Raw genomic sequence first — 21,179 nt, 5'->3', positions numbered from 1 at the left:
TCTTTCTGTATGTATATGTCATTGTATGTAAGTGTTTCCTGCAACTACACAGCAGTATAGGTCAGAATGGGTAGCCGATGGCAAAGTTAAGACATTGCGCCTTGCTGAATCTCGGAGTATTGAAATATCCGCTTTTGCCGGTGTCGTATGGGGCATGGACAATGAATGCCCAGTCAAGGCGTATGATGAAGAAGTCAAGGTCATAGCGTATGCCTACACCTGCATCTACGGCAAGGTCTTTAGGGAGGTTCTTGAATTTGAACCCCATTCCTTCTGTGTCCCTGCGGCTTTTGTCAAGACACCATACATTACCGGCGTCAATGAATGCGGCACCATAAAGTGAGCCGAAGAGCCGTGGGCGGTATTCAAGAGAGAATTTCAGTTTCATGTCACCGTTTGCCAGCAGGTAGTTCATCTCTTTGTTGTCAATACCGATATTGTCTGGGTCGTTATAGCGGAAAGAGCCCGGTCCGACACTGCGTGTTGAGAAGCCGCGCAAGTCATTGGCACCACCGACATAGTATTGTTCTGAGAATGGCGCATAGCTTGTATTGCCATAAGTAATCATCCAACCTCCTGCAGCATGTGCGATGAGGCTTGCATTTGTGCTTACGCGCCATAGTTTGCGCCACTCAAGGTCAAGTTTCATGAATTGTCCCACAGGCGCATTGAACATTGTCTTTCCTTCCTCGCTCCATGAGTGGTGTTTCCCGAGTGACAGGATTCCGTTAGCAACATTTCCACATTCCGTCACTGTTCCGGAGAAATAGATTGGATGGCGTTTTGTGGAAGGTGAGGTGTAGGTATAGGAGTAACGCATTTTCGGCAGGAAGTTGTCTTCCAGTGCAATAAGGGCGACAACGGAGTTCTCCATTTTGTCCCAGAACTCTTCTGTACTTTCGGCTACATAGGAGTAGTCGATACTCAGTGGTGTGAACGAGTGGCGTGACACCTCGTTTGGCTTGTAGTTATAAGTAAGCTCACCTGACAGCACATGTCTCCGGTAGGAACCTGTCCTGTTGATTGTCTCGCGTGCGATGCGCAGGATTGTGTTTGCTGATGTATGCATGAGTGACAGCGGTGTGGTACGGTTTGCTGCTCTCATTCTCCGGGCACGGTTGATGTCCGGACGCATGCAGTTGGGAAGAAGGAGGCGAGGCAGTTCGAGTGTCATGTCGGTGATGATGTTATAGCTTCCTTTCTTACCGGCATTGTTTTTCCCGACATTGAACTCATAGTTTCCTGAAACATTGAATGACAGCAGTTCTCCTCCTCGGAAAGCATTGCGCATAGAGAAGCTCACGCCGGCTCCGGGACCAAGGCGTCCGTTGGACTTCTGGGTGTAGTTGGCCTGCATGGAAATATCATACGGTTTGTCAAGGATGCAGTCGACAGTCATGTCAAGAAAGCATGAATCAGTCTTTGCCGAGTCGGTTGTTGTCATAAGACTGTCAGTTGTCGGCATGTTCCTTGGTGTGAAATTGATGTTCACGTAAGAGAAAATTCCTTTTTGTGACAATCTCGACATAGATTCTTCATAGTTTGCCTGTGAGAAAAGGCGGCGCCGTTTCAGCAGAATGTCCTTAAGCACAATTCTTGGTCTTACGGCTGGCTTTTTTCCGGCATAGTGTATTGTTAGGGTGCGGTGTGTGATAGAATCTGTAAGTTGTTCTGCAAAATTGCGGCGTATATGGAAATTTGTCTTTCCGATGTACCATTTCTTGTTTGCTTCTATAGGCAGAGAGTCTATTTTGTGCATTACAAGCTGCACATGACCGGGAACCTTGATGGTGTCGGCAGCATACTTTGCATATTGCGGTTTGTAGAAATAGTAGCCATTGTCGCGGAAGATGTTGTAGAGCCGTGCGCGTTCATTGTCAAGTGCATTGACAGAGAACGGGTCGCCTTTGTGAAGGAATGTAGTGCTGTCATTGAACAGTGCCATTTCTTCCTCGGTATAGCCTTTGTAAGCAATACTGTCAATGGTGAATACCGGTCCCATGTCAACAGTGTAGCTGACCTTCGCTTTATGTGGGCGCAGGACACTGTCACGGCGTGTGGTTGTAGGTTTGCCCTCATGAATCTTATATTGGATGTTACCACGGAAATAGCCGTTGTTTTCAAGTACGGTCTTTGCCACTGACATGCGCAGTTCCGGTTTGACATCGCTGATTAGCACAGGTGCTTTTCCGAAACTGGAGGTCAGCCATTTTGGGATAGCCCCTTTCTTTTGTGAGAAAGCATTCCAAATCCACAGTCCCCAAGGGAATGGTGTGCGGTAGTAGGAAGAGCCGAACAGTGCACCGTTAGGGGCGCATGCGAGCACTGCTTCCACTTCTTCCTTTGTGTCAATGAAATGGTCTTTCTGTGAGACGGATGTCAATGAAGGGGTGGTATTGTCTTTTATGTATTCTGTTGGCTTCATTCCTGTGTACAGTTGCTCACCCGGTTCAAGTGAAGATGTTGTGGAGCATCCTGTAATGGAGAGAGTCAGAAGCAGAAACTGTATGGTGCGTGTCAATGATTGTTTATTTTGCATTGATAGAATCCTTTCTTGTTGTTATAGAGTCTGTTTTTACACCGCTATTTGTTTGGTTGTCCGGCATTTTGGATGATGACGGGTGGAAGAGTTCGTACAGGTTGCTGAATTTGCGTTTGTACATGTAACCGGCTCCAAACTGGTCAACATATCCTTCCAAGTGGTCGTAGACATCATGTTTGTAGAACAAGCGCAGATATTGGTTAGAGGTTTCATGCAGACGATACTGCACTTCCACATTGTCAAAAATGGAGGCTGTCTTTCCGTCAGCTTCATGGCCTGTTGCGATTTTTCCTCCTAATGAGACTGAGAGACGGTTGTTCCAGAAACGTTTCGCAAACTTGAAAGCATAGTCAGTACGCATAGTTCCATCCTCTTGAATTGTGTTCTCAAGTCCCACACTGAGGTCCAGTGTGCGCATGGCACTGCCTGCGATGCTGTTGATTTGTGACTGCAGGAAGTTGCTCAGTGCGGAGTTCATTGAGAAATTGGAGGTGCTGTTTCCTGTCAGGAACATTCCTGTAGTGAGCATTGTTACAGCAATCTTGCCTCTTTCCTCCATGGACATCATGTTGAGTTGGTCTGTCACCGACTGGTCTTCAGGTGCGGAGATGATGAATTGCAGTCCCATGTCGTTCAATGTCTTTGACAGTACAACTCCACACTGGAAGTTTACTGTCTTGTTTGATTCGGCAGCGCTGACGTTGGCACGTACATTCTCTATGGCTGTGATTGAGAGTTTCGGGTTCATTATGTCACCGGTAAACTCGATGTAGGAGTCTTGTGAGATGGTGAAGGTCTTCAGAGGTATGACCGGCAAGGAATATTTCATTTCTCCTTGAGAGATGGTGTATCTTCCTGTCATGGACATATCATCCTGCTGATAGAGGAAACGCAAGTTGCCGTTGCCGATAATGTCAAGGTAGTTGCTGTGGTTAGGGTTAAGCCAGCAAGTGATGTGTGAACCGTCCAATATGTTCACATTGAGGTCGATGGAGATACCATCAACTGTTGGTGGAGAGGACACCGGAGTCTGTTTCTCTGAGAAATCCACAAAGTCCACAAGTTCCTTGAGTCTGTTGTCCGTGGTGATAGGGGAGTCGTTCAGGATATAATAGAGGTCTGTTGTAGGCAATACTTCAAGTCCGCCACGCACTTTGAGAGCATCGACTTCGCCTTTTACGGTGCAAAGGAAATTGATGTATGCTTTTCCATAGGCAAGTGATTTGCGTGTTTCTTTGGCATCAACGACAAGGATGTTGTTTGCCGAGATACGCATGTCAGCACGCATGTGGCTCAAGTCGGCAAAATTGTAAGTGCCGTTGACGGTAAGAGCTTGGTTGTTGGAGTCAAAGAATTTGAAGTCGTTGAACTTGATGCTTGAGTTGGATATGGCTACAGGTTTGCTGTCCATCCTGAGTTTCACTCCGTAAGGCACGGAAACAAGCTGTGCACGTGACAAGTCGGCAGTGCCGTTAATGTCCGGTCTGTCCAGTTCTCCCTTGATTGTAAGGTGGCCCACGGCAGAGCCTTCCAGACCAATAATTTGGTCAGGAATAAAACCGTTGACAAGGTTCAGTGGCATTTCTTTCATGTCTATTTCTGCATCAATGCGGTCGCCGCCATTGATGAAATGGTAGGCACCTTGTACGGAAGCCACTTCATTGTTGTCTTTGTAGAGCACGCCGTCTATATGGTGTGAACCATCGCTCAAAGGCATATACACCAGTTCCGTAGACAGGTTGCCGAGGTTGTAACCTTCATAGGTGAATTGGCGGATGTCCATATTTGCAGATATAGACATGTCCTCCTTGTTAAGGATGATATGGTAGTCACCGTTGGCAGTGCCTTTGATGTCCGGCATGTATGGTATGACGGAGATGATGTCAGCAAGGTTGAGATTGGTCACAGACATGGTAACGTCTTGCAGTGCCGTCGTATTCTCATCGTCTGTATAAATCTGTATACCTGTGTTTGCGTTGTCATGCAACTGTACCTTTGCAGATACACGCATGTCATTTCTGAAAGCTATGTAGTTGTCCTTGTTGACTTTGAACTTTCTGTATCCAAGTATTGGCTCGTCACTGTCAATGGCAACTTTGATGCCATCTTCTGTCATCATTGCAGAGAGCCCTATGTCAAGTCCTCTTCTGCTGGCTTTGTCGTCAAGAGCCATTGACAGTGTCAGGCTGTTCGGACGCAAGGCACCATGAGTGTCAGCCTTGAATGAATATTGTGGATTGTCTTTGCCGTTTTGTACAATGAGCTTGTAGTCCATTTTGTCTTGCTCGGACTGCAGTTCAAGGTGTATGTCGTCAAGTTGCATGCCACCAACGATAAGTGTGTCAAGCTGCATTTCTCCGTTTATGCCTTTTATAGGGCACATATCCATGTCTGCGTAAACAGAGGCGAAAGAATAGCCAAGCCCATTGAGCATGCGTGCGATAGGATTGTCTTTGTCTGCTCTTGCATATAGTCTGCCTTTTGGGAGTTTGCTGCGTAATGCTATTTCGTCAATGACACGGTTGCTGATTTGTGATTTCACTTCGTTGGCAAGGGCATTGCCGAGATTCATGAGTTTCTTGTATCCAAGGCTGAAATCAGTCTTGAATATAAGGTCCCCGCAGTCAAAATGGGTATGTGTTGTGTCACGTCGGGTAAATGCGTCGAGGTTTATGTTGTAGGCATAGTGTACCTTGGCAGAGTCTTTCAGTGTGAAATTGTATATAGTTCCGTTGATGGCATGGTTGTCCTTCATGTCACTTGAGAGAGCAAGGGAAGCCTTCATCGATGTTGACAATGGAGTGTCAACAAGGCGTAAGGCATACATGTCTATGTTCTTCACCTCGCCGGCGATATTGCCCTTTACGCCCTTCTTAATCATTTGTGCGTCAAGGACAAGGTCTGTGTTGAGTATTTCAGATGGTGTGTGTATCTCAGCATGTGCTATGCCATTCTTTAAGGACATGGACGCAGAGGCTCCGCCCAGGTCGTATTGCCCATAGCGGAAGCCATGAATCTTAGCCATGGCATTGATTTTGGTTCTTTTGGAATATATGTCTGTACCGTTTCCGTTGATGCGTACTGTGCCTGACATCCTGCCAAGCCCGTGCTTTGGCAGGTATTTGTTAAGGTTGAGTCTGCGGATGTCAAGGTTTGCACTATATGCCTCGCTGCGCATGTCGTAAGCGACAGTGCCGGCAATGCTGCCATTGTTGCCTGGTGCTTGGACTTTCAGACTGGCTTTGGCGGAAAGTTTGTCTGTATTATCAAGGTTGCGGAGAGTGCCCGTCAATGTTCCGGACATCAATGTCGGAATATTGACGACAATGTCATTAATCTCCATGCGCTTCATATTACCATCGATGCAACCTTTGACAGTTGCCGGTTTTGTCGGCCACAGGCGCTTGATGTCTTTAGGAAGATATGCTGCAGCAAATATCATCACATCTTCCTTTCCGAGTGATGCGTCAAGGCATGCACTTGTCTTTCCTGGGTTTGATGTGTTGAAGGTTGTAAAATCAAAGTCGGTGTTTCCTGTTATTGTAGAGTAGGGAGTCGTGAGTGCCAAATCGTTGATGTGGACAGCGGTTGTGTCAAGGCTGATTTTCCCTTTTAACGACTTGATTGTCAGTCCTGATTTCTCATAAAGGTGGCTGTCTCTTACAAGCAGTGCAAGGTTATAGTCTTTTTCGTTTTGTTTGAATAACAGATTAGCAATGCTTATGTTAAGTTTGCTTATGTCAATATGATTGTAGTCAAGTCCTTTAACCTTTGTCTCAAATCTGTTGTCATACTGTAATTTGCTGTCAGCAAGTGTGGCAGAAGCAAGTTTGTATTCGGAATTCTTCAGGTCGAATGCTCCGTCTTTGATGTTGAAGGCACCTATTCCGGCAGTGATGTTCAGTGTGTCACCGGGAAGATGCACTTTTACCTTTGATTTGGCAATGTCAAGGGATTTTACTTTTACAAGCCAAGGTGTTTCTGATTTTGTGGTGTCCTCTTTCGCTGTGTCCGAGAGGCAGATGTCAAGGTCGGCACCTGTCATCCGTGCTTTGTTTATAAGGACAGAATCATTCTTAAGGTCTATGCCATGGGAGGTTACATGCATTCTTCCGACTTTGCCCTTCACGCGGCAGTCGGAGATGAATCCATTAGTGTTGAGTGTGACATTGTCAAATTGCAGGGCATCAACCTCTATTTTTCCATCGAACAATGGACGTAACTGTATGTCGCATAGTATTCCCTGTGCGTCAATAAGTGTGTCTTTCACTTGTGGCAGAGAGTCATTCCTATGCAGGGCTCTTACCCCATTGAGTTTGAGGTCCAAAGGAAAACGCAACCGTACATCTTCAATGGATATTTCCATGTCGGTGGCGTCAGACGCATACTCAGTAGCTATGCCTACCGCCCACTTTTGGACAGGAGGACAATAAAGCAGCAATGTCAGTAGTAGAAATATAACGAATGGTGATGCTGCAATGCCAATCAGCCAATAGAATGATTTTCTCAAAACTGATACCTTGTTTTATTACGTTGGTCAAGCAAATGGGCAAAGCTGTTTTTGATATAGGCAAACGAAAAATTCTTCTATCATGCAGATTTGCCCATTTGCTTTTATTGTATGTTATTACTAAATCCTGTTTTACGGCTCTACTGCCTTCCATAGTTTGTCGTCAGGCAAAGGAGCGGTGATAGAGATAGGCTCTTTCGATACAGGGTGTATGAATTCCATTTTGCGGCTTAGCAATGATATGCTGCCGTTGGGGTTAGAGCGCGGTGCGCCATATTTCAAGTCTCCTTTTATAGGAAGACCTATTTTCGCAAGTTGGCATCTGATTTGGTGGTGGCGTCCTGTAAGCAGTCGTATCTCCACCAACTGGTATCTGTCGGAACTGCCGATGATTTTATATTCGAGAATGGCTTTCTTCGTGTCATGCCTCTCGCTGTCATAGGCGTAGCTTTTGTTTTGCTTTTCGTTCCTTGACAGCCAATGGGTAAGCCGCGTGAAACCATCAGGCAAAACCTCTGCGTTCTTGCTTTTCTTTTCCTCCGCTTTAGGCACAATAGCCCAATAGGTCTTTTTTACTCCTTCCTCGCCTTCTTTGTTTTGGAACATCTTGTTAAGGCGCGGAAGGGCTTTTGACGTGCGTGCAAAGAGGACAAGGCCATAAACAGGACGGTCAAGGCGATGTACCACGCCGAGAAAAACATTTCCCGGCTTTTGGTACTTCTCCTTGATATATCCTTTGACAATATCCGAAAGGGGAACATCGCCGGTCTTATCGCCCTGGACAATCTCCCCACTTTCTTTATATACCACAATGATGTGGTTGTCTTCGTATACTACACGCATTACATGTTCATGCCACCGTCAACCTGGATAACCTGTCCGCTGACATAGCTTGAGAGGTCGGAAGCAAGATAGACAGCTGTGTTTGCGATGTCGTCAACCTGTCCCGCACGGCGGAGAGGAATCTTCTTAGCCCATTCCTTGCGAACCTCGTCAGGCAGCTGTGCTGTCATTGCTGTCTCGATGAAGCCCGGAGCAATGGCATTGGCACGAATACCCTTTGCACCCATTTCCTGTGCGATAGACTTTGCAAGGGCTATAAGACCGGCCTTTGATGCAGCATAGTTGCACTGTCCTGCGTTACCGTGAACACCTACGACAGAAGCCATGTTGATGATAGAACCGCCCTTCTGACGCATCATGATTGGGGTGCAGGCATGGATGAAATTGAACGCGGACTTCAGGTTCACATTGATGACAGCATCCCACTGAGCCTCTGTCATGCGGAGCATAAGACCGTCCTTGGTGATGCCGGCATTGTTGACAAGAATATCAATTGAGCCCATCTCTTCCTTTACCTTCTTGACGAGAGCCTCTGTCTCCTCAAAGTCAGCAGCATTGCCGGCATAAGCATTGCACTTTACACCAACAGCCTCGATTTCTTTGCGTGTGGCTTCAAGTCCGGCTGCCATGTCGTCGTTAAGTACGAGGTCTGTAAATGCGATGTTTGCTCCTTCTTCTGCAAACTTAAGCGCGATGGCTTTGCCGATACCGCGCGCAGCACCTGTGATGAGGGCTGTCTTTCCTGATAATAATCCCATAATAAATTGTTGTGTTTTTAATATTTTTAGTTTCGTTCTTCGAACTATTTGTCTTTTAATTCTAAAATTCTTTGCTCTTGCCTAATGCTCCATATACAAATTTTGCCACAAGCGGACGGGTGCTGATGTCTGTGACACCTTTTCCCAAACGTCCGTAAATGTATGGAACCTCAAGTCCTTTGATGCAATAATGTGTTATGGCTGCTGTCAGTTCGACATCGTCTATTTCAAACTCTCCGGCTTCCTTTCCGGCTGCATAGACCTTGCGGAACAATTCTATCTCGTCATCATCAAAATTCTTCCTGACTTTCTCCACCATCCAAATGTTGCGGAAGAACTCTGCACGAAGATTGCCGTTGCGGACAACTGTCTCACGTATCATGTGAAGATGGGTGTAAATCAGCTCTATAATCTTCTCCTGAGGGCGCATCCTTTTTTCCGCAACTTGGTCAAGCTGCTCAGAAAGACGCTCCAACTCATACTCAATGACGGCGGAGTAAACCTCCTCCTTGCTCTCAAAATAAGTGTACAGAGTCCTGCGCCCCTTTCCTGCTTCAAGGGCTATGTCGTTCATGGTCGTGTTCCCAAGACCATTCTTGGCGAAAAGCTGCCGCGCGACATTAACAAAATGCTGTCTTGTTTTTGATACTGACATATAATAAATAGGTATAGGTGCTTGCAAGTTAATATTTATTGCACATCACTCAATTCTGTGCAAAAGTAGAAATTTTATTCCATATAGCCAAATTATTGCCTGAAAATATGCAGCATAATAAGCCTTTTTGACTTTTTGTAGAAAATAATTGGAAAAATATTTGCATAGTTCACAAAAAATGTGTACCTTTGCACTCGCTTTTGAAAACAATGTTAACATCAACGTTATCGATGGTTTTCAGAATCTATATCGCGGAGTGGAGCAGTTGGTAGCTCGCCAGGCTCATAACCTGGAGGTCGTTCGTTCGAGTCGGGCCTCCGCAACTAAGGAAAGCAAACCATTTCGGTTTGCTTTTTTTGTATATACATGTTTGGTTAGGTTGAGGTTGTGATGTTTTTGTCCCAAACAAGGACATGAATATATCGTTTTTTTGCTTTATAAAGGCATTTCTGCGAGGCAAGAAGTGTGAATAGTAATCTTTTTCTTGGATTTGTTTTGTAATGTTCCAAATAATTGCTATATTTGTAAAATATTTACCTGATCATAACAAAACTGTATAAAGAAAAGCGAAAAGTAAGATTGCCAATCATGTTTTTTGTGTTGGAGATTTTGCTTTATAATTAAAGATAAGACAATGAGAATGTCCATTAAGAAACTCTTGGCAGGGCTGCTCTTCGTGGCAACGTCTGTACAAGCTCAGGAACGTTATGTGGGTGGGGACATATCCCTCCTCCCTGATTATGTGAATGCCGGGGCAAAATACTTTGACCATGAAGGGAGTGCCGTTGTGGATTTCCTGCCGTGGTGTCATGAAGAGGGTATGAATACGATGCGTGTGCGTCTTTTCGTAAACCCTAAAAAATATAAGGAGCTTCATGCAAATGATAATAATGCAGATACGAGGTACGATTCGAATGCGTGCCAAGACATAGGTTTTGTTCTGCCGTTGTGTCAGGACATCGTCAATGCAGGACACCGCCTGATGCTTGACTTCCATTATTCCGACACATGGGCAGACCCGGCAAAGCAATGGATTCCTATAGAATGGGAGAATATGAATGATGAACAACTTTGTGACAAGATTTATGAATACACCAAAGAGTCACTGCTCACACTGAAGGAAGCCGGTGTTACTCCGGCTTTTATTCAGCCGGGTAACGAAATAAGCTATGGTATGCTGTGGGGCAAACTTGGCACTACATCTCCTAAAAAGGCGTTTATGGGCAGCAATGCCAACTGGGACCGCTTCGGCAAGCTCCTTTCCCGTGCCATAGAAGCGTGCCGCGAAGTTGTCCCTTCGGCAAAGATTGTCTTGCACACTGAGAGAGTTTTGCAGATTGACGTGATGACAAATTTCTACCGTAAGATGCAGGAAATGAACGTAGATTATGATGTCATCGGACTCAGCTATTACCCTTTTTGGCATGGTGACATGACACAGTTGGACAAGGCTCTTACGGCTCTTGAGACGGAATTCACTGCAAAGAATATAATGATAGTGGAGACCGGATATGGTCTGAAATGGCAGGTTCCATATAATGATATTATTGACCACACGTCGATTTGGCCTATCTCTGACGCCGGTCAGATGAAATTCACGCAAGACTTGGTTGCAACTGTGGAGAAGCATAAGTCTGTCAACGGTTTGCTTTGGTGGTGGATGGAGTACAATCCTTACAATACAAATCTTTCAGGGTGGTACAATGCTTCGCTTTTTGACCCAACAACCGGTCGCGCATCGTCAGCATTCCATACGCTATGTTCGTATGGTAGCAGTGGGACGGGGATAGATGGCATTACTAAAAAAGGCAACAATGAAGCCATCAGGTGGTATAACCTGCATGGGCAACATGTTGATGCGTCCACGCCGGGACTGCTCATTTCAAAGGACAGAAAAAAGATTAACCGATAAAAAACATTTAATAGATATGGATTCAAAAATAATTATGCTGTCAGTCTTGACAGCTTTCTGCTGCAGCGAGACTGCCTATGCGCAGCGCAGTGTGCAGACATTGAAGAAGAATTGGCAGTTCTCGAAAGGGGAAGTGTTCAATGCCAAAAGTGCGGAAACAGTCTCCGTGCCCCACGATTGGGCGATTTACGGCCCTTTTGACCGCAAGAACGACCTGCAAGTCGTTGCCGTTGAGCAGAACGGAGAGAAGGAGGCTACCGAGAAAACCGGCAGGACGGGCGGCCTGCCTTTTATCGGGAAAGGTGTCTATCGCACGAGTTTTGAGGTTCCGGACACCGCAGGCAAGACTGTCACACTTGTCTTTGACGGTGTCATGAGCAATGCCCGGGTGAAGCTGAACGGCAAGGATGTGGCGTCCTGGCCTTACGGCTACAACTCTTTCTATTGCACTGTCGACGGCACAGTGAAGCCTGGCAGCAACCAACTGGAGGTTTCCTGCGAGAACAAGGACGGTCAGTCACGCTGGTATCCGGGAGCGGGAATCTACCGCAATGTGCATGTTGTCACGACAGACAAGGTTCATATTCCAACCTGGGGCACTTATGTCACCACACCGAAAGTGTGCAATGATTATGCAACTGTCAGCCTTCGCATGAAGATTGAAGGCACACGCCAATTCAAGAAATGGCCTTATGGCGACGCTGTCGGTGTGAAAACAGTCATCATCTCTCCTGACGGAAAAGAGGTGGCATCAGACTCTTCCACCTATATAGCACGCGGACAGGACTTCGCACAAAACTTTCTTGTGGAGAAACCGATGCTTTGGGGAACGGAAAGTCCTGCACTCTACACTGCCCGCACTACTCTTTCGGTAGGCGGAAAGATTGTCGATACCTACGATACTCGCTTCGGTATCAGGAATATAGATTATATCCCTGCAAAAGGTTTCTTCCTCAATGGCGAGCATACTAAGTTCAAGGGAGTGAACAATCATCATGACCTCGGCCCTTTGGGAGCAGCGGTCAACAAGTCGGCTTTGCGTCATCAGATAGAGATGTTGCAGGATATTGGTGTCAATGCCATACGCACTTCGCACAATATGCCTGCCCCTGAACTTGTGGAACTGTGTGACGAGATGGGCATGATGCTCATGATTGAGCCGTTTGACGATTGGGGATTCCGTCCGAAATCGCCTAACGGCTATGGCGCAGTGTTCAACGAATGGGCGGAACGTGACATCACAAACATGGTGGAACAGTACCGCAACCACCCTTCCGTAGTCATGTGGTCGATAGGCAATGAGGTGCCTTCACAGTGGGGACCGGTGGGAATGAATGAGTTGGTGATGCTTCAGAACCTTGTCCACAAGCTTGACCCGACACGCCCTGTGACTTGCGGCATGGACCAGATAAGGTCTGTCCTCGACAATGGTTTTGCTGCTGCGCTTGACATTCCGTCTTTCAACTACAAGCCACAGTTCTATGAGGACATCTACAGACGCATGCCGCAGCAGATGGTTCTTGGCTCGGAGACAGCCTCAACGGTGTCCTCTCGCGGCGTTTACCACTTCCCTTTGGTGATGCCGGGGGCTAATGCCCGCCACACTGAGACACATCCTGACAACCAATGTTCAAGCTATGACAATGAAACTTGCTCATGGTCGAACATTCCCGACATAGACTTTGCGCGCGACGATGACCACGATTGGGTGCTCGGACAGTTTGTCTGGACAGGCTTCGACTACCTTGGTGAGCCTTCTCCTTATGACACGGACGCATGGCCTAACCATAGTTCTATGTTCGGAATGATTGACCTTGCTTCACTGCCAAAGGACCGTTATTATCTCTATCGCTCACAATGGAACAAGAAGGACAACACACTCCACATCCTTCCTCATTGGAATTGGAAAGGACGTGAGGGTGAAGTCACTCCGATAATGGTCTACACCAGTTATCCTAAGGCTGAACTTTTCATCAACGGAAAGAGCCAGGGCGTGAGGGAAAAGAACAACTCCACATGGCAGAACCGTTACCGTCTGATGTGGATGGAGACGGTCTATACTCCGGGAGAAGTGAAGGTTGTGGCGTACGACAAAGAGGGACGCAAGGCGGCAGAGAAAACAATGCGGACAGCAGGCAAGCCTCACCACATCGTGCTTACCACAAACCGCAAATCATTGGCTGCCGATGGCGAGGACTTGCTGTATGTCACAGTGCAGGTGGCCGACAAGGACGGCAATATCGTTCCTACCGATGAGCGTTTTGTGAAGTTCTCTGTCGAGGGCTGCGGAGCATTTGAGGCGACAGCAAACGGTGATGCGAAATGTCTGCTGCCGTTCCACAAGCCGGAGATGAAACTCTTCAGCGGTGCTGCCACTGCTATCGTGCGTTCCGGCAACAAGGCTGGAACAGTGAAGTTCACTGCGAAGGCAAGCGGCGTCAAATCAGCAACTGTCAGCGTTCCTGTGAACTGATTCGGGAAAGAATCGTTTGTGGACATACGTGTGCAATGCCACCAAATGGGTATAATTTCCATTTGGTGGCATTGTTCTTTTAATACTATTCGACAACCGGTTATGTCAAATCTGTATACAAAAAGCCGGCAGATAAATTTCAGAAACATTATAACGATACTGTCATTACAATATCCCACAAAATATATCTGCCGGCTTGTTCTGTCTTTATATTATCAGAAATTATTGGTGTCTTAAAACTCTACAAGTTGTTGTGAAATCAAATTTTCATATGAAGTGTTTCGCATAAGATGTGGCTCCGCCACACTTTGCAGCGAAATCCTGTTGCTGTATGCGAGGATAGGGGCTTGCCACAACTGAAACAGATGAATGATAATGTGTTGTATATGTTTAGCGGACACCAAAATAATTATAAATATGGACTGTTTGTTCAGAATGCTATTGCAGATTCCAATGCAAGACGCATCATCTCACGGAAAGAATTCTGACGGTCTTCCGCCGATAGAACCTCATTTGTACAGAAAGAATCGGAAATCGTTAGTATGCATGCAGCGCGCTTGTTCAGCATGTCAGCATTATGGAAGAGTGCGAAACTCTCCATCTCCACACACTCCGTACCGGTCTGTTCGCGAATATCCTGCCAACCGCCGACATTTGGAGCAGTGTAGAAGGCGTCGCTTGAATGTACCACAGCCTTCTTGCAGTTTATGCCAAGCTCGTCAGCCTTGTTCATGATTATGGCATTCAGTTCTTTGCTCGGATACATTGTTTTCTCCGTTGCGCCACTTGTCTTCAGCGCGAAAGTCGAGTCGCTGTAAGCGCTGTCGGCAAGGACAACGTCACGGACATTCAACCTTTCAACATAAGAACCTGCAGAACCGATGCGTACAATGTTCTCTACGCCGTAGTATTGGTAAAGCTCATACGAATAGATGCCTATCGAAGGCATGCCCATGCCTGAAGCCATGACAGACACAGGAATCCCTTTGTATGTGCCTGTGTAGCCGAGAATATTGCGCACTTCATTTACAAGCCGAGGATTCTCAAGGAATTCCTCTGCAATGAATTTTGACCTAAGTGGATCGCCAGGCATAAGCACTGTCTTGGCGAAATCGCCCATTTGGGCACCGTTGTGAGGTGTCATAATCTTTTGATTTTAAGGTTAGACATTTGTTATTATCCAAGAGCATGGGTATTCCCCATGGTTTGGAATCATCGTTTTCAGGAGTTTTTGCACGGAGAGAGTATTCTGCGCAATTCATTGCGGAACTCATCCATGGAATGGAAAAGCAAGTCAGCCCCTTCATCAAGAAGCATTTCGTCCGGCAAAGGACCCGTATTCACCGCTATGGTAAATGCTCCGGCTGCTACGCCTGCCCGAACTCCAAGCGGTGCATTCTCGACAACTATAGTCTCCCACGGCTTTGTTCCGGCAAGTTGCATGCCTTTCAGATAAGGGTCTGGGGCAGGCTTCCCCTTTTTTATGTTCAGGGCTGTAACAAAAACATCTGTATTCACAAGTCCTTTGTAGTCAGCCTTGACACGCTCAAGCAGTGACATCTGCCCACTGCCTGTCACAACTCCAATGTCCAGACCAAGGCGGCGCATCTCCTGCTGAAGCCCATAAGTGCCTCTCATCATGGGAGCTGTGGGGCATGCAGAATAGCAGTCGGACTTCACGCGGTACATCTCCACGGACTCCTCATCGGAAATTTCCCTGTTCCATTGCTTTCCTGCTACAATCTTGATGGTCTCGAAGCCACGCATGCCCTCAAAGGCATAGGCTTCCTCCTCACTCATTTCAAGACCGTAACTTGCCATAGACTCACGCCATGCCTTGGCATGGTTAGGCATGGAATCGTAAAGCACACCGTCCATATCGAACAGTGCGACCTTTGGGCAGAACTCTTCAAACCCATGTTTTATAAGATATGCTACTTTTGCTTCTTCCATAATTCGGATTGCAAAAGTAGCATATTTTTTTTGATTTTCCAAATTTTGCCACCAAATAATTCGTGACATTATACAATTTGACCTCGCATGAAAGTCAGACATAATAAGTAACTGCTGAAAATTAATTTATACTAAAACGACATCATTTTTTAGGCGATTAGTGCGCAAAGCATTAGCGAAGCGAGTGCACTAAGCGACAAAAAGAAAAAGGTTTAATACAAAGAATACTTAAATATGAAGTAATTTGCAATAATTACTTATATAAAGGAGTGACCCGGCTGGGACTCAAACCCAGGACCTCAGGAACCGGAATCCTGCGCTCTATTCAACTAAGCTACCAGGCCATCATCATTGCAAAATTAGTGCTTTTTCTTGAAATTCTGTGTTTTTATCATCTTGGAGAATGCTATTTTATAGTTTATTAACCTCTTTTTACTATATGCAAAATGAAAGCCAAAATTGGATGATTTTTGTAAATATGATGCAGAATGATAAATTTTATTGACAAAAAGTTGCAAATATAAAATATTATTTATAACTTTGCACCAAAAGAACAAAGCATTCAAAACATAATAGGTAATGAGTAAATTGATTAAGCCGTCAGGATACAAGGCTCTTTTGGACACGGTACAGACAGAACAGGGCATAAAACTCATAAAGGAGTTTTTCCAGCAGAACCTCAGCACAGAGTTGCGCCTGCGCCGTGTCACTGCACCACTTTTTGTGTTAAAGGGGTTGGGCATCAATGACGATTTGAATGGCGTTGAGCGTGCTGTGACATTCCCTGTCAAAGAGCTTGGTGATGCAAAGGCTGAGGTTGTGCATTCCCTTGCCAAGTGGAAGCGCATGAAACTTGCGGAGGACAATATCGCCCCCGGGTACGGAATATATACAGACATGAACGCGATACGCGCTGACGAAGAACTGGACAACCTGCATTCGCTCTATGTCGACCAATGGGACTGGGAGGCGGTCATCAATGAGGGGCAACGCACACAGGCGTACCTTCGCGAGATTGTGGAGCGCATCTACGGTGCAATACGTCGCACCGAGTATCTTGCCTGCGAGTGGTACCCGCAACTTGAGCCTTTCCTTCCGGAGAAAATCCACTTCGTCCATGCTGAAGAGCTTTTGCGTATGTATCCGGAGCTTTCACCCAAAGAGCGTGAAGACAAGGTGACAAAGGAATATGGCGCAGTGTTCATCATAGGAATCGGCGGAAAACTTTCCAACGGCGAGAAGCATGATGGCCGTGCTCCTGATTACGACGACTGGTCGACTGTGGCTGAAAATGGCACAATAGGCTTGAACGGTGACATACTTATTTGGTATCCGCTCCTTGAGCATGCTGTCGAACTGTCGTCAATGGGCATCCGCGTGGACAAGACAGCACTGTTGCGCCAACTGGAGGCGGAGGGAAAGGAAGACAGGCAAGGGCTGTATTTCCATAATCTTCTGCTTGAGGGCAAACTGCCGCTTAGTGTCGGAGGGGGAATAGGGCAGAGCCGTCTCTGTATGCTGATGCTCCATAAGGCGCACATAGGTGAGATACAGGCGTCAATATGGCCCGATGAAATGCGTCGCGAATGCACAGAGGCAGGAATGCCTCTCATTTAGCCCGAAATATTGAACCAAAGAGGGCATTATATATATCAACAAACCAAAGTGTGACCTTTTGGCTGATGAAAGGTAACACTTGACACATTAAAAGGTAACGATTCACACAGCGAATCGTTACCTTTTGTTTTGTAATGTGTACTGTTCTGAATTTCAGTGTGTTATATCATGTGGTGGAGTGGGGCGGTGTGATAAGTGTGTCACTCCCGGCGTTTGTGCTCTTTCAAGCAGCATGACAAAGAGAAAATGTCACCAAATCATTTTCCTGCCATACGTTGCTTTGCTTTCTCGTAGCATTTCCTGCACAGTGGCTCATACTCACCTGTCTCACCAAGGAGCACGCGTTTGTCTCCCTCCACTATGCGGTGGCTTACATAGGCGAGTGAGCCGCAGTGCACGCAGATGGCATGCACCTTCGTCACATCGTCAGCAACAGCCATAAGCCCCGGCATGGGTCCGAAGGGAACTCCCTTGAAATCCATGTCAAGACCGGCACAGATGACCCGCACTCCTCTGTTGGCAAGCTCGTTGCAAACATCAATAAGACCGTCATCAAAGAACTGCGCCTCGTCAATGCCCACAACATCAATGTCACTCGTAAGCAGCAGTATAGACCCTGATGACTCAACCGGAGTGGAAGTGATGGTGGTATTGTCGTGGCTGACAACGTCAGCTTCACTATAGCGGGTGTCTATCGCCGGTTTGAATATTTCCACTTTCTGTTTTGCAAATTTCGCACGCTTCATGCGGCGTATGAGCTCCTCTGTCTTTCCGGAAAACATTGAACCGCAAACGATCTCTATGCGCCCATGACGGCGCAGCTCACCTTGTATGTTATTAGTCATTGACCTGTTTGTTATATAATAATTATGTGTATTAAGCCATGCAAGCTGTTGGCACTTTGTCCTTGGCTGCCATGGCAGCAAAAGTGTAGGATGAAATTCAACGCAAAATTACAAAGAAAATTTAAAATTCCAAAGAAATATACACTTTTTATTGCTTATATCGGAATTTAGGAGTATTTTTGTACACAGTTATGGGAACACTTTATCTTGTCCCCACACCAGTGGGAAATTTGGAGGATATGACATTCCGCGCAGTGCGTTTGCTGAAAGAGGCTGATGTGATCCTTGCCGAGGACACCCGTACATCGGGTATTCTCCTGAAACACTATGACATACACAAGCCTCTTCTTGCACACCATAAGTTCAATGAGCATGGCACATCAGCCTCCATTGTGGAACGCCTGAAGGCCGGGCAGACAATATGCCTTGTCACAGATGCAGGCACTCCGGGAATCTCCGACCCGGGATTCTTCCTCGTCCGTGAGGCTGTCGCAGCAGGGATAGAGGTGCAGACGCTGCCGGGGGCGACAGCTTTCGTGCCGGCATTGGTCAGTTCGGGACTGCCGTGTGACAAGTTCTGCTTCGAAGGGTTCCTGCCTCAGAAAAAAGGAAGGCAGACAAGGCTTGAGCAGCTCAGTAGGGAAGAGCGCACAATGATCTTCTACGAATCGCCTTACCGCCTGCTGAAGACATTGCAGCAGTTTGCAGAATTCTACGGCGAGAACCGTCAGGTGAGTGTCTGCCGCGAGATAAGCAAGATTCATGAAGAGTCCGTGCGCGGCTCTTTGGCGGAAGTCATCGCACATTTCACAGCAACACCTCCAAAAGGTGAGATCGTGATAATCTTGGCAGGCGCAGAGCCTGTAAAGTCAAAACATAACAAGGACAGGCATAAAAACACAGAGACTACCAACGACTAATAAAAACAAATACAGCTATGAAGAAAATTATATACTTGGCATTCTGCCTTATGTGCTTTACAGCATGCGAGAACACACAGAAGCAACAGTCTGACAACACTGAGTCAAGAGACTCCCTGCAGCGTGTAATAGAACAGAAAAACAATGAAATAAACGATATGCTTGGAACCCTGAATGAGATACAGGAGGGATTCCGCCAGATAAGCATCGCTGAAGACCGTGTGACTGTCATAAAGGACGGCGAAGCTACGAGCCGCAAGGAGCAGATACGTTCTGACATAGAGTTCATTGCGCAGCAGATGCAGCACAACCGCGAACTGATTGCAAAACTCCAGAAACAAGCGCGTGAAGGAAGCATTGCCGCCGAGCAGCTGAAGAAGACCATCGAGAACCTCACAGCACAACTTGAGGAGAAGAACAAGCAGCTTGAGACTCTCCGCACAGAGCTCCACGCAAAGGATTTGCGGATAGAGGTGCTTGATTTGGCTGTCTCCTCACTCAACAATGATGTTGAGGAACTGAGGAACGAGTCTGCAACCAAGTCTGCAACCATATCCAACCAGGACAAGCAGCTGAACACTGCATGGTATGTGTTCGGAACAAAGAAAGAGCTTGCAGAGAACCGTATACTTGAGAAAGGCAAGGTGCTTCGCGCTAATTTCAACAAGAACTATTTCACGAAAATAGATGTGCGTGTGGACAAAGAAATCAAGCTTTACTCAAAGTCTGCTAAGCTCCTTACCTCACATCCGTCAACATCATACACACTGCAGCCGGATGCGTCAAAGCAATATGTCCTGCGCATAACCAATCCGGAGCTTTTCTGGTCGACAAGCAAATACCTTGTCATACAAGTGAAATAGCACAAGTGATGTATATGACATTGCCACTAATGCCGTGAGAATACGCGATTAAGTAACTGTTGGAAGTTATTTGCAATAGTTGCTGATTAACATAAAACCTCAGAAACATCCGACACAAAATGATTCAAAGCGAAATAACATTTGACCGCTTTATCCGCTGGGTGATCACAGCTATTGCTGTTGTGGCAGTGTTCCTTATTGTCAACTATCTCAGCAGTGTGCTGCTCCCGTTCTTCGTGGCATGGGGATTGGCATATCTGCTGTTTCCCATTGTCACCTTTGTGGAGCGCGTCATGCGTATCCGCATCCGCGCATTGGCAATAATCATAACGGTCATTATCGTTGCCGTGGTACTGACAGGAGTGACTCTTGCCATCATTCCTCCAATGATTGAACAGTTTCAGAGGCTTGGAGAGATAGCTACAAGCTACATTCACCAGCGCGCACATATTGACAGTATTCCTGAGGCATTGAATGAACTGTTCGTGACTTACCGTGCAGAGATTGACAAGTTCTTCCTCTCTAAGAATTTCAGTGATATTGTAAAGCACACTGCTCCGGGGGTGATCGATGTCGTGACAGAGACATTCACATTCATAAAGAGTTTCGTGGGCTCATGTATAACATTGCTCTATATGTTTTTCATACTTCTTGATTATGAGAAACTTACGGACGCATGCGTAAATATGTTTCCTGCAAACAACCGTCCTTTTGTACGGTCGCTCATACGCGATGTCTCTGTAGCGATGAACAGCTATGTACGTGGACAATCGCTTGTGGCACTGATAATGGGCATACTTTTCTGCATCGGATTCACTATCATCGGATTTCCTATGGCCATAGGTCTCGGCATCCTTATAGGCATACTTGACCTTGTGCCATATCTGCACACCTTTGCGCTTATCCCGACAGCATTCCTTGCCCTGATGAAGGCTGCTGACACAGGACAGAACTTTTGGGTGATTTTCGCTTCTGCCGTTGCAATATTCGCAATAGTGCAGATAATAATAGACATGATTGTCACTCCAAGGGTAATGGGCAAGGCTATGGGAATGAACCCTGCCATACTGCTTCTGTCATTGTCAGTATGGGGCTCTCTGCTTGGATTCATAGGGCTTATAATAGCTTTGCCGTTGACAACGATAATCCTGACATACTGGAAACGGTATGTGTCAGGTGACAATAATATGCAAATAGACAGTACCGACTGTATTGACAATATTGACAGTACCGACAACCTCGACAAAAACTCAAACATTAAATAAAAATCAAACTAACAAAAAACATT

At 46.3% G+C, this 21,179-nt stretch carries 14 protein-coding genes and 2 tRNA genes; 7 read left to right on the top strand and 9 right to left on the bottom strand.

The genetic code is table 11. The features are described from left to right. Window positions 1–61 precede the first annotated feature (61 nt). The 5 genes from tamL to HPS57_RS03440 form a co-directional block, all read right to left on the bottom strand. Window positions 62–2,539, bottom strand: a complete 2,478-nt coding sequence (gene tamL, locus HPS57_RS03460) for a translocation and assembly module lipoprotein TamL (protein ID WP_172180166.1) — start codon at window positions 2,537–2,539, stop codon at window positions 62–64. Beyond that, window positions 2,529–7,052 (bottom strand): translocation/assembly module TamB domain-containing protein, encoded by a 4,524-nt coding sequence (locus tag HPS57_RS03455; RefSeq protein ID WP_172180164.1) that lies wholly within the window; start codon window positions 7,050–7,052, stop codon window positions 2,529–2,531. Before HPS57_RS03455 ends, tamL begins: the two co-directional genes overlap by 11 nt. 132 nt (window positions 7,053–7,184) lie before the next feature. Next, window positions 7,185–7,895 carry an RluA family pseudouridine synthase gene (locus HPS57_RS03450; protein ID WP_135939351.1) on the bottom strand — a complete coding sequence of 237 codons (711 nt, stop codon included), beginning with the start codon at window positions 7,893–7,895 and terminating at the stop codon, window positions 7,185–7,187. Continuing rightward, complete coding sequence (gene fabG / locus HPS57_RS03445; RefSeq protein ID WP_135939350.1) at window positions 7,895–8,653, bottom strand: 3-oxoacyl-[acyl-carrier-protein] reductase; 759 nt, start codon at window positions 8,651–8,653, stop codon at window positions 7,895–7,897. Before fabG ends, HPS57_RS03450 begins: the two co-directional genes overlap by 1 nt. Window positions 8,654–8,714: 61 nt before the next feature. Beyond that, window positions 8,715–9,308 carry a TetR/AcrR family transcriptional regulator gene (locus HPS57_RS03440; protein WP_172180162.1) on the bottom strand — a complete coding sequence of 198 codons (594 nt, stop codon included), beginning with the start codon at window positions 9,306–9,308 and terminating at the stop codon, window positions 8,715–8,717. A gap of 250 nt (window positions 9,309–9,558) precedes the next feature. On the opposite strand from HPS57_RS03440, the gene HPS57_RS03435 reads away from it, so the two are divergent. The 3 genes from HPS57_RS03435 to HPS57_RS03425 all read left to right on the top strand — a co-directional run bounded on the left by HPS57_RS03435 (window position 9,559) and on the right by HPS57_RS03425 (window position 13,693). Further along, window positions 9,559–9,631, top strand: a tRNA-Met gene (locus tag HPS57_RS03435). A gap of 311 nt (window positions 9,632–9,942) precedes the next feature. Further along, entirely contained in the window at window positions 9,943–11,220 is a 1,278-nt protein-coding gene (locus HPS57_RS03430; RefSeq protein WP_172180160.1) for a glycosyl hydrolase 53 family protein, read from the top strand. Window positions 11,221–11,236: 16 nt separating this feature from the next. After that, window positions 11,237–13,693, top strand: a complete 2,457-nt coding sequence (locus tag HPS57_RS03425) for a glycoside hydrolase family 2 TIM barrel-domain containing protein (RefSeq protein ID WP_172180157.1) — start codon at window positions 11,237–11,239, stop codon at window positions 13,691–13,693. Between the two features lie 430 nt (window positions 13,694–14,123). Here the strand turns inward: HPS57_RS03425 and deoD are convergent, their stop codons facing one another. The 3 genes from deoD to HPS57_RS03410 form a co-directional block, all read right to left on the bottom strand. Beyond that, a complete protein-coding gene (deoD, locus tag HPS57_RS03420) occupies window positions 14,124–14,837 on the bottom strand; it encodes a purine-nucleoside phosphorylase (protein WP_216653366.1) in 714 nt (237 codons plus the stop codon). A gap of 77 nt (window positions 14,838–14,914) precedes the next feature. Next, on the bottom strand, window positions 14,915–15,646 hold the full coding sequence (locus tag HPS57_RS03415) for an inorganic diphosphatase (RefSeq protein ID WP_172180155.1): 732 nt from the start codon (window positions 15,644–15,646) through the stop codon (window positions 14,915–14,917). A 270-nt stretch (window positions 15,647–15,916) separates the two neighbouring features. Further along, window positions 15,917–15,990 (bottom strand) — tRNA-Arg (locus HPS57_RS03410). A gap of 235 nt (window positions 15,991–16,225) precedes the next feature. On the opposite strand from HPS57_RS03410, the gene asnA reads away from it, so the two are divergent. After that, window positions 16,226–17,263, top strand: a complete 1,038-nt coding sequence (asnA, locus tag HPS57_RS03405; protein ID WP_172180152.1) for an aspartate--ammonia ligase — start codon at window positions 16,226–16,228, stop codon at window positions 17,261–17,263. Window positions 17,264–17,520: 257 nt separating this feature from the next. On the opposite strand, the gene HPS57_RS03400 is transcribed toward asnA, so the two are convergent. Beyond that, a complete protein-coding gene (locus tag HPS57_RS03400) occupies window positions 17,521–18,108 on the bottom strand; it encodes a thymidine kinase (RefSeq protein ID WP_172180150.1) in 588 nt (195 codons plus the stop codon). Between the two features lie 191 nt (window positions 18,109–18,299). On the opposite strand from HPS57_RS03400, the gene rsmI reads away from it, so the two are divergent. From rsmI to HPS57_RS03385, 3 genes are all read left to right on the top strand, one after another. Continuing rightward, a complete protein-coding gene (rsmI, locus tag HPS57_RS03395) occupies window positions 18,300–19,028 on the top strand; it encodes a 16S rRNA (cytidine(1402)-2'-O)-methyltransferase (RefSeq protein WP_172180148.1) in 729 nt (242 codons plus the stop codon). Window positions 19,029–19,045: 17 nt separating this feature from the next. Next, window positions 19,046–19,891 carry a Cbp1 family collagen-binding glycoprotein adhesin gene (locus tag HPS57_RS03390; RefSeq protein WP_172180146.1) on the top strand — a complete coding sequence of 282 codons (846 nt, stop codon included), beginning with the start codon at window positions 19,046–19,048 and terminating at the stop codon, window positions 19,889–19,891. Between the two features lie 122 nt (window positions 19,892–20,013). Then, window positions 20,014–21,156 carry an AI-2E family transporter gene (locus HPS57_RS03385; protein ID WP_172180631.1) on the top strand — a complete coding sequence of 381 codons (1,143 nt, stop codon included), beginning with the start codon at window positions 20,014–20,016 and terminating at the stop codon, window positions 21,154–21,156. Window positions 21,157–21,179 lie beyond the last annotated feature (23 nt).

The organism is Palleniella intestinalis (assembly GCF_013166595.1).
GTDB classification, from domain to species: Bacteria; Bacteroidota; Bacteroidia; order Bacteroidales; family Bacteroidaceae; genus Prevotella; species Prevotella intestinalis.
The sequence above is the reverse complement of the archived record's forward strand: the minus strand, read 5'-3'. Positions and strand labels throughout refer to the sequence as shown.

What these genes read in the sequence shown, in the direction of transcription:
- tamL (WP_172180166.1), bottom strand. Translation starts at nt 2,539, where the DNA reads ATGCAAAATAAACAATCATTGACACGCACCATACAGTTTCTGCTTCTG.
- HPS57_RS03450 (WP_135939351.1), bottom strand. Translation starts at nt 7,895, where the DNA reads ATGCGTGTAGTATACGAAGACAACCACATCATTGTGGTATATAAAGAA.
- fabG (WP_135939350.1), bottom strand. Translation starts at nt 8,653, where the DNA reads ATGGGATTATTATCAGGAAAGACAGCCCTCATCACAGGTGCTGCGCGC.
- HPS57_RS03440 (WP_172180162.1), bottom strand. Translation starts at nt 9,308, where the DNA reads ATGTCAGTATCAAAAACAAGACAGCATTTTGTTAATGTCGCGCGGCAG.
- HPS57_RS03430 (WP_172180160.1), top strand. Translation starts at nt 9,943, where the DNA reads ATGAGAATGTCCATTAAGAAACTCTTGGCAGGGCTGCTCTTCGTGGCA.
- HPS57_RS03425 (WP_172180157.1), top strand. Translation starts at nt 11,237, where the DNA reads ATGGATTCAAAAATAATTATGCTGTCAGTCTTGACAGCTTTCTGCTGC.
- deoD (WP_216653366.1), bottom strand. Translation starts at nt 14,837, where the DNA reads ATGACACCTCACAACGGTGCCCAAATGGGCGATTTCGCCAAGACAGTG.
- HPS57_RS03415 (WP_172180155.1), bottom strand. Translation starts at nt 15,646, where the DNA reads ATGGAAGAAGCAAAAGTAGCATATCTTATAAAACATGGGTTTGAAGAG.
- asnA (WP_172180152.1), top strand. Translation starts at nt 16,226, where the DNA reads ATGAGTAAATTGATTAAGCCGTCAGGATACAAGGCTCTTTTGGACACG.
- HPS57_RS03400 (WP_172180150.1), bottom strand. Translation starts at nt 18,108, where the DNA reads ATGACTAATAACATACAAGGTGAGCTGCGCCGTCATGGGCGCATAGAG.
- rsmI (WP_172180148.1), top strand. Translation starts at nt 18,300, where the DNA reads ATGGGAACACTTTATCTTGTCCCCACACCAGTGGGAAATTTGGAGGAT.
- HPS57_RS03390 (WP_172180146.1), top strand. Translation starts at nt 19,046, where the DNA reads ATGAAGAAAATTATATACTTGGCATTCTGCCTTATGTGCTTTACAGCA.